The organism is Leptolyngbya sp. FACHB-36 (genome assembly GCF_014695955.1).
Taxonomy (GTDB): domain Bacteria; phylum Cyanobacteriota; class Cyanobacteriia; order Leptolyngbyales; family Leptolyngbyaceae; genus FACHB-36.
Map to the genome: position 1 here is coordinate 1 of NZ_JACJPG010000574.1, position 9055 is coordinate 9055.

Here is a 9055-nt window from a genome sequence, read left to right on the forward strand (position 1 = left end):
ACAATTCTGGTACAACTAAGCAGATACAAGAAATGCAGATGAACGTTCAGGGCTGACTATGAGCTATCGCATGAATCGCCGCGCCTATGCGGAAACCTTTGGTCCCACCGTGGGCGATCGCGTCCGTCTTGCCGACACCGAATTGATCATCGAAGTCGAGCAGGACTACACCACCTACGGCGACGAAGTGAAATTTGGCGGCGGCAAAGTGATTCGCGACGGCATGGGACAGTCACCCATTACGAACAAAGACGGCGCGGTTGATGCCGTAATTACAAACGCGCTAATTCTGGATTGGTGGGGCATCGTCAAAGCCGATGTAGGGATCAAAGACGGCAAGATTGCCGCGATCGGCAAAGCTGGAAATCCTTATATTCAAGACAACGTAACGATCATCATTGGTCCCGGTACCGAGGCGATCGCGGGCGAAGGCATGATCCTCACCGCAGGCGGCATCGACACCCACATTCACTTCATTTGCCCACAGCAGATTGAAGTCGCGATCGCGGCAGGCATCACCACCATGATCGGCGGCGGGACCGGACCCGCTGCTGGAACCAACGCAACCACCTGCACACCCGGACCCTGGAATATGTACCGGATGCTGCAAGCGGCAGAGGCGTTTCCAATGAATTTAGGCTTTCTGGGTAAGGGCAACAGCGCCAAACCAGAAGCGCTAGAAGAGCAGGTTGAAGCAGGCGCAATGGGCCTAAAGCTGCATGAGGACTGGGGCACAACGCCCGCGGCGATCGACACCTGTCTATCGGTTGCCGACGACTACGACGTCCAGGTAGCCATTCACACGGATACGCTGAACGAAGCCGGATTTGTCGAAGACACGATCGCCGCGTTCAAGAACCGAGTCATCCACACCTACCACACCGAAGGCGCAGGCGGTGGGCATGCCCCGGACATCATTAAAGTCTGTGGTCAAGCGAACGTGCTGCCGTCGTCTACCAATCCCACGCGACCCTACACCGTCAACACTCTAGACGAACACCTGGATATGTTGATGGTGTGCCATCACCTCGATCCCGGAATTCCTGAGGACGTGGCGTTTGCAGAGTCGCGGATTCGCCGCGAGACGATCGCCGCCGAAGACATTCTGCACGACCTCGGTGCGTTCAGTATGCTGTCCTCAGACTCGCAAGCGATGGGGCGGATTGGCGAGGTGATCATCCGCACGTGGCAGACCGGACACAAGATGAAAGTGCAGCGAGGAGCACTGTCCGAGGACTCTAGCCGCAACGACAATTTTCGCGCCAAGCGCTACGTGGCGAAGTACACCATCAACCCCGCCATTACGCACGGAATTGCAGACTACGTTGGTTCTGTAGAAGTCGGCAAGCTGGCAGATTTGTGCCTCTGGCGTCCCGCGATGTTTGGCGTTAAGCCAGAACTCGTCCTAAAAGGCGGCATGATCGCGTGGGCGCAAATGGGCGACGCCAACGCGAGTATCCCCACACCACAGCCCGTTCACATGCGCTCGATGTTTGCCAGTTTTGGCGGGGCGATCGCGCCCACGTCCCTGACCTTCCTATCCAAAGCCGCGTTAAAACGAGGCATTCCTGATAAGCTTGGCTTGCAGAAAACCGCCGTTGCCGTCTCCGGCATTCGCAACTTGACCAAGCGCGACATGAAGCTCAACGACGCCCTACCTCACGTAGAAGTAGACCCGGAAACCTACGAAGTCCGTGCCGATGGCGAACTGCTCACCTGCGAACCCGCAACCGTTTTGCCAATGGCACAGCGCTACTTTCTGTTCTAGCCAGCGCCACAGATCTGATATCAATTCTCTAGATTCCAGCTATAGATTAGAAGATTCAGACGACTGAAACGTTGACGAAATCGAGCTTCTGCAATTGCGAATTGCGAATTGCGAATTCCGAATTGGTACGACAGGATGCGAGGAGATCTAACGAGCCGTTTACGATCGAACCAGCACGATTATTTTGCAAGCAAAATTCAGTTAAACGACGATCAGAAATCACCAGCCACGGCGTACACTGCAAGGGGTAACGCCTCGCTCATTCGTCGATGTTAGGAGAAGGCTAATGACTTCATTAAACTGGCGCAGACTTCTTGCTCCGCTGTTGCTATCAGTGCTGCTGTTAGTGACGGGCTGCGAGACCAAGCCTCCCTCGCAGTTCTCTCAGGCGCAGCAGGAAAGCACCCAGAAAAAGGCATCCCCTGCGGTTGCCAAAGACGCCACCCAAGGCAGCAGCTTTAACCAATATTTTCCGAAGCCCAGTAGCGGCTACCAGCGAGTTTACACCCAAGAAAAGAAAGGCTTTGCCGAAGCCAAGCTAAAAAAGGACGGCAAGGACGTGGCAATGCTAGCAATCTCGGATACCAAGAGCACGCCAGACGCCGCTAAGAAGTTCCAAACCAGCACTCAGTCGATCGCAGGCTACCCTACTGTTGAAGTCGGTGCGACCCAAACCGCTGTCCTAGTTGGCGATCGCTACCAGGTAAAAGTGCTGTCCCGCGATCCCGCATTCACCAAAACTGATCGCCAAGCCTGGATTCAGAAATTTGACCTCAAAGGCTTAGCAAAGGTGCAGTAGCAGCCAGTGGTGGGTGACTAGTCGTCAGTAGACAGTCGGCTCATCGCTCACCATAACGACTGACAACATTACTGGATAATTTATTATGAGCAAACCCATTTTTGAGCTGGTAGACGAGCTTCCTACAGGCGGCATTACGGTTGCAGCACTGCGATCGCTCGATTTTGCCGTTCCTGGACAGTGGCAAAACCTGACGGGCTTCGTCAATACAATTAAGACCGTAACTGGCGAAACCGATGAAGGACTAGTTCAGCAAATTGGCGATCGAGCAGTCTATCTCTACAACGACACTTCACAGGGCTATCAGCGAGCAATGTGGCTGTACAACACGGTGGACAATGCCTCCGGTGCCTTGGGAGCCGCCGCAATAGCAAACAAAGTTGGGCAGGACATTTCCTTCCTCGGCTTCCTCAGCAACCTCACTCCAAAGCCGGAGCGTGCACAAAGCATTGATTTAAGCGTCAAGCTAGTCGTGGAACTGGTTGCCTTCTGCCAAATCAACGGCATTCCCGGCGACAGCATCGGCGATTTTCTCGCTGCGCTAGGCGACTACGGAGGTGAATCGCTAATGCGAATGGCGGCATTAGTTTGCTTCGACGGGCTAATTCCCTTAGGTCCCGACTTCATCCTCAAGGGGCTATCCACAGTTCAAAATCTGACACCTTCAGAACTAGAGCAAAACCAAACGTTCAAAGGCGTTAGCTCTCTAATTCCCGGCGGCAACTCTGCTGGACAGCTTGGCTTCATCAATCAAAGTTTCGATTCAGTTAAGGACTGGATGAGCAATTTTGTTTCATCCCGTGGCTTAACGCAGGACAACGTGATCGATAATCTGACTCGCTTTGTCGAGGTATCGAAGGACAAGCTCGACTATCTGGGCGCGTTTCTAGATATTTCCGTCAAATACTACACGCACACAGGTACACAAACGCTGGCACGGCGATTGATTGAACGCGCCGTTGCAGAAATTTAAGGACATTAAACATTTAAGGACATCCAACAAAGAGAGGAGGCGGGACGATCGTCCCGCCTCCTCTCTTTGTTAGAACGACATCCACCACTTAACAAGAACGCTATTGTGGTGGATACCGAGATAACAACACTTTGGCTTCTACTTTCGAGGCGAGGATGGCTCGATCGCCTCTTCCAAACTGATTGACTTTGCGGGTTTGCGGCGGAACCGCGTTGGATTAAACAGGTCGTGGAGCAATAGATAGAAGCACGGGATGATAAACAGCGTCAGCATCGTTGCCAGCGACAATCCCGAAAACACCACGACCCCCAGCGGCTGAAGAAATTCGCCGCCCTGCCCCAGTCCCAGCGCTAGGGGAAACATGCCCACCACCGTTGTAATCGTCGTCATCATAATGGGACGAAGCCGCTGGGGAGCCGCTTGCAGAATTGCAGCACGACGAGTGCAGCCCTCCTGCTCTCGAATCTGGTTTGCCAACTCCACCAGAATGATGCCGTTGTTGACTACAATTCCAACCAGCAGCACGGCTCCGACAATTACAGTGGCACCGATCGCCGTTTTGGTAACAAACAGGCCAAAGATGCCGCCCGCCAGCGCCAGCGGAATGGTAAACATAATCACAAGCGGATCGATCAGCGAGTTGTACTGCACCGCCATTGCCACAAACACTAGAAAGGCGGCGAGTCCTCCTAAGGCGGGCAACGCTCCCTGCAATTGCTGATTGCTTTGAGCCGCAGAACTAGGCAGTACGCTCACGCCTTGGGGCAGTTGCACACCTGCCAGCACCTGATCGACCTGCTTGAGGGCATCACCCAGACTTGTGCCCTGCGACAACGTGCCTGCAATCAAAAACACTTGTCGCTGGTTAATCCGCTGGATTTGTCCTGGGGTTCGTCCCGATTCGATCGTGGCAACATCGCTCAAGCGCACCAGACGATTTCCCGATGTAAACAGCGGCAGGCTAGCGAGTTGGGATGATCCCCGAATGTCATCCTCGTTCAGCTCTACGCGGACATCGACTAAGCGGTTGCCGCGCTGAATTTGAGTCGGCACCGATCCCTGAATTGCAGTTTCCAGCACCTCACCAATGTCCTGGGTGTTCAGGTTTAACGCTGCAAGCCGTTCGCGATCGCGGCGAATCTGAATCTCTGGCTGGCGCTGGTCTGCGTCAGGGCGGAAGCTTGCTAGGGTTACCTGCTGCGACAGCGCCTGAAGCACTTGCTGTCCGGCTTGGTCGAGCGCGTCAGCATTCTCACTTTGCAGGACCACATCAATCTCAGCGCCGCGTATCGGAGAGTTGTTCAGAATCAAGCCCCGGACCTGTCCCGGACTGAGACGCAGCACAATGTCTACGAGATTGAGCTTGCGAAATTCTCGCGTCACTCTGGCAACGTACTCATCCACATCTGCATCCGGCTTCAGCGTAATTGTGCTGCTGCTGCGGAGCGGGTTTTCGCTGGTGTTGCTGCCAAACAGGAAGCCGCCGATCGTGCTAAACACATACTCGGTTTCTGGCTGCTCCAGCAGAATCCGGTCCACTTCCGTCATGACGCGGCGGTTTGTCTCCAGCGGCGTTCCGGGTGGAAATTGAGCGAACAGGCTAGCTTGTCCAGTGCTGATGCGCGGCAGAATTTCCTGCGGCACGCGGCTGATCATAAAAATACTGCCGCCGCCCAGTACCAGAGCAACGATCGCCACCACCAAAACCCGATGCTGAACGACGCGAGCTAGTAATCCTGCATAGCCTCGCGTTGCCGCTTCAAATCGCTGGTTGAATTGCCGGATCAGCCAGAAGCGCTCTACGCCGCTGGACCAGCGAATTGCTAGCAAGCGCGAGGACAGCATCGGCACAACCGTAACGGCGACCAGCAGTGACGCCACGACCGCAAAGCAAATCGTCAAAATCAGCTCGTTGAACAGCAGCGATATAAATCCGCCAATCAGCACGAATGGCAAAACCGACACCAGGTTACTGGCAGTAGCAGCAACCAGCGACGATTCCACTTCGCGGCTGCTGTCTTCGACAAGCTGGATCGCGGCTTTGGTGTTGCCACTACGAGCAATGGGAGCACCCGAGGACGATCGCGCGTCAATGTTTTCTAGAATCACAACCGACGTATCCACCGCTTGCCCAATACTGATTGCCAGCCCTGCCAAGCTGAAAACATTGAGCGAGAAGCCGCTGATCTTCATGACGATCGCCGCAGCCAGCGTGCACAGCGGAATGGTGATGCCGATGATAAACGTTTGCCGTAGCGAGCCTAAAAAGAGCAGCACCGCAACAACGGCTAACCCCGCACCCGAAAGAGCCGCATCGGTGACGCTGTTGATCGATTCGCGAATCAAAATCGACTCGTCCAGCGTGGCAATGAGCTGAATGCCTTCAGGAGTTCTGCCTGCTTGCTTCAACTCCTCCAGTTTCTTTTTCACCCCGTCCACCACGTCGATCGTGTTGGCGTCTGGCTGCTTCTGAATGCTGACTTTTACAGCGGGTGTGCCATTCAGCGTGGCAAACAAACGCTGCTGCTGGCTTCCGTCAATCACATCTGCAAAATCGCGCAGGTAGATCCGCCGAGTCGGTGAGGAGCTAGCCGCAGAGGGTGAGGCGGTTTGCTCGCTTTCCGACTGCCCACTCGCGGTTGACGACTGATTACTTCCCCCTGATTCCTGCCCCCCGACTTCAAACGACAAATTGCGAATTTCGTCGGCGTTGCGGAAACGCCCGATCGCCCGCGTCAGTTGCTCCGAGGTTCTGCCATAAATCCGTCCGCCAGAAATATCTTGGTTGGTTTCCTCTAGCTCCGTCAGGACATCGCTCAGCGTCACGTTTTGTGACTGTAGTCGATTCAAATCCAGCAGCACGCGGACTTCTTCCTCAACACCGCCTGCCACGTCCACCGCTGCTACACCGGGAACCACGCTCAGCTCGCGAGCGAGTTCTTCATCAGCGAATAAGCGCAAATCGACGAGTTCCAGATCCGGTGAAGTCAGCGCCACTTCATACACGGGAAGCTGCGAAGGATCGACCTTGAACAAGCGGGGTTCTTCGATCGTCTCCGGCAAGTTCCCCCGCGCTCGGTTAAACGCCGCCGTAGCATCGTTTAGCGCCTGATCAATATTGCCGCCTGGCTGAAAAAACAGGTCCAGGCTCACCTGTCCCTCGCGGGTTTGCGAATACACCTGCACGACCCCTTCTGTGGCAGTCAGGGCTTCTTCGAGCGGACGGGTCACTTCATCAACGCCAACTTCTGGCGAAATTCCGGGTGTCTCAACACGCACACCAATTCGAGGATAGGTAATCGACGGCAGCAAATCTACTTGCAGCGTTGTGAGAAAGAAGATGCCGAGAACGATCACTGCCAGCGTCAGCATCAAGGTGCCGATGTGCTGACGGATCGACAAGGCGCTGATACTAAAACCAGAAGGGGATGAAGATTGGGTCATGGGGAAAGTCAAGAATGAGGAGTCAAGGATGAGAAGCCAGACGCGCCAATTCCTCAGCCGCCGCTGCGCTGTTGGTTGGGCTGCTTGGATAGGACGCTTAGGCGCACCGAGTCACCGTCTTTGAGTGCGCGGTTGCTGCGAGCCACGAATTGATCACCCGCCTTCAAGCCAGAGATCACTTCGACTTCGCCATCGCCACGATCGCCCAGCGTTACTTGCCGAGCGCGAACCTTGGCACCGTCGCCAGACTCTTCAACCACAAAAATCGTACCCATGTCACGCTGGGACCGATTGCTCTGCTGATTTTGATTGCCCTGATTTTGATTGTCCTGCTTCTGTCTCGCCTTCGGATCTTCATTCGCCCGCAGCGCCATTTCCGGCACAACAACTCGACGAGCAGTCGGGCGCTGGTTAAAGCTAACTCGCGCCAGTAAGCCACTACCGATGCGTCCGTTGTTGGGCATTGTGACTTCGATCGGCACCAATCGCGCGGTTGGATCAGCCGCAGGCGAAACGCGGCTGACTCGTCCGGAGAATGTCTGATTGGGGAAGGCATCGAGCCGCACTTGCACCGGCTGACCAACGCGGAGATTGCCCAACTCTAACTCGGATACCTGAGCCGTAATTTTGATTTGGCTAAAGTCGCCCACCCGCAGCAGCTCGCTGCCGGGCTGAACTAAGTTTCCTGGCTCCGTCACCCGTTGCAGGACCGCACCCGTCACGGGAGATCTCACGACTGTGAACGACTGCCGCTCTTGCTGCTGAGCAACCACCGCCTGCTGCGCTGCAACCCGACGTTGGGCAGCGGTAACAGCTTGTTGACGAGTTCCTACGCGCTCTCGTGCCGATCGCAGCGCCTGCTGTGCGGTTCCTACCTGCGTCTGGGAAGCTTCTACATCGCGTTCGGCGATCGCGCCATCGCGAAGGAGCTGTTGCTGACGCCTCAGGTCCGACTGCGCCTGTTGCAGGGTAATTCGAGCACGCTCTACTTCGGTGCGGGCGTCGCTAACTTCGGTTTGGGCGCTCGCCACTTCGGATTCGCGGGCGGCAACTTCTGCCTGCGCCTCGGTGACCGCAGCACTCAGCACGCCGCTGTCCAACTGACCCAGCGTTTGTCCCTGCGTCACCGCATCGCCCACATCCACTGATAGATTCAGTAATTGTCCTTCTGCTTGCGATCGCAGCGACACCTCCCGAAACGGCTGCGTCGTCCCCGTATATTCCCGCGCTTGCTCGATTGCGCCCACCTGAGCGGTAGCCGCATCAACGGCGGCAGGACCAGAATTTTGCCCCTCGCCGCGCGGTCGGGACTCCGCCTCAGCTTTTGAAGTACCATTGCATCCCGCTAGCAAACCCAGCGAACCTGCCAGTATTGCCGAAAGCGCGATCGCAGTCAGACTGCCCCGCAACTGAATGATTCGTCGCATAAGTCTGAGGAAAAACTACTTTTGCTAAATATACTGTTACATTCTGCTCGTCGTCTCAATCCGCAGCGAGATTGTCAGCGGCTTGCCCAGAGACCTCACTAGCGCGGTTGTGCCAGAGGAAATCTTGGGCTTTCACAGGTTAATCTCACTGCGATCGAGTCCCACGATTCCTTAGACCGCCATTGCCATTCCGGAGGTTCAATAATCTTTGAATTAATTTAAGATGACTTAATTCTTTCAAGATTTTTAATTGGAACCCACAACTATAAAGATGAATTAAACCCAGAACGGCCTTCGTGCTGTGAACTGGGCAATTCGTCGTAAAACTAAAATTCAAAATCCCAAAAGGCGATCAGCTCCCCTACAATGAGCCAGAGATCCTTCTTCGACCCTCTTATGAATGTCTGGCAACATCTCACGCTGTCTACGCTGCCCATCCAGCAGTGGCGCAGCGCCAGCTACCTGAATCGCGTTGTAGGGCTGCTGCGGCAGTGGCGCAAAACCAGTTGGCTGATGCAGTGGTCCGATGTGATTGGCGCAGGCTTGGTGAGTCTGGTGTTCGGGCTAGCTCCTTTTATCTCAAATTCGCTGATTGGCGTGCTGCTGATTGCCTGTCTGGGATTTTGGCTGCTGCTGACGCTTTC

General features: G+C 55.1%; 5 protein-coding genes and 1 pseudogene. 4 read left to right on the forward strand and 2 right to left on the reverse strand.

The window, feature by feature from the left end:
• Positions 1–58: 58 nt before the first annotated feature.
• From ureC to H6F43_RS16535, 3 genes are all read left to right on the forward strand, one after another.
• Entirely contained in the window at positions 59–1768 is a 1710-nt protein-coding gene (gene ureC / locus H6F43_RS16525) for an urease subunit alpha (RefSeq protein ID WP_190343817.1), read from the forward strand.
• Between the two features lie 286 nt (positions 1769–2054).
• Positions 2055–2567, forward strand: coding sequence for a hypothetical protein (locus tag H6F43_RS16530; RefSeq protein ID WP_190343818.1), 513 nt, complete (start codon positions 2055–2057; stop codon positions 2565–2567).
• A gap of 85 nt (positions 2568–2652) precedes the next feature.
• Positions 2653–3540 (forward strand): hypothetical protein, encoded by an 888-nt coding sequence (locus tag H6F43_RS16535; protein WP_190343819.1) that lies wholly within the window; start codon positions 2653–2655, stop codon positions 3538–3540.
• Between the two features lie 138 nt (positions 3541–3678).
• Here the strand turns inward: H6F43_RS16535 and H6F43_RS16540 are convergent, their stop codons facing one another.
• Positions 3679–6984: an efflux RND transporter permease subunit gene (locus H6F43_RS16540; RefSeq protein WP_190343820.1), complete on the reverse strand. Its 3306-nt coding sequence runs from the start codon at positions 6982–6984 to the stop codon at positions 3679–3681.
• 53 nt (positions 6985–7037) lie between these two features.
• Positions 7038–8411 (reverse strand): efflux RND transporter periplasmic adaptor subunit, encoded by a 1374-nt coding sequence (locus H6F43_RS16545; RefSeq protein ID WP_190343821.1) that lies wholly within the window; start codon positions 8409–8411, stop codon positions 7038–7040.
• 396 nt (positions 8412–8807) lie between these two features.
• On the opposite strand from H6F43_RS16545, the pseudogene H6F43_RS16550 reads away from it, so the two are divergent.
• Positions 8808–9055 (forward strand): annotated as a pseudogene (locus tag H6F43_RS16550) (putative bicarbonate transporter, IctB family); the annotation flags it as partial.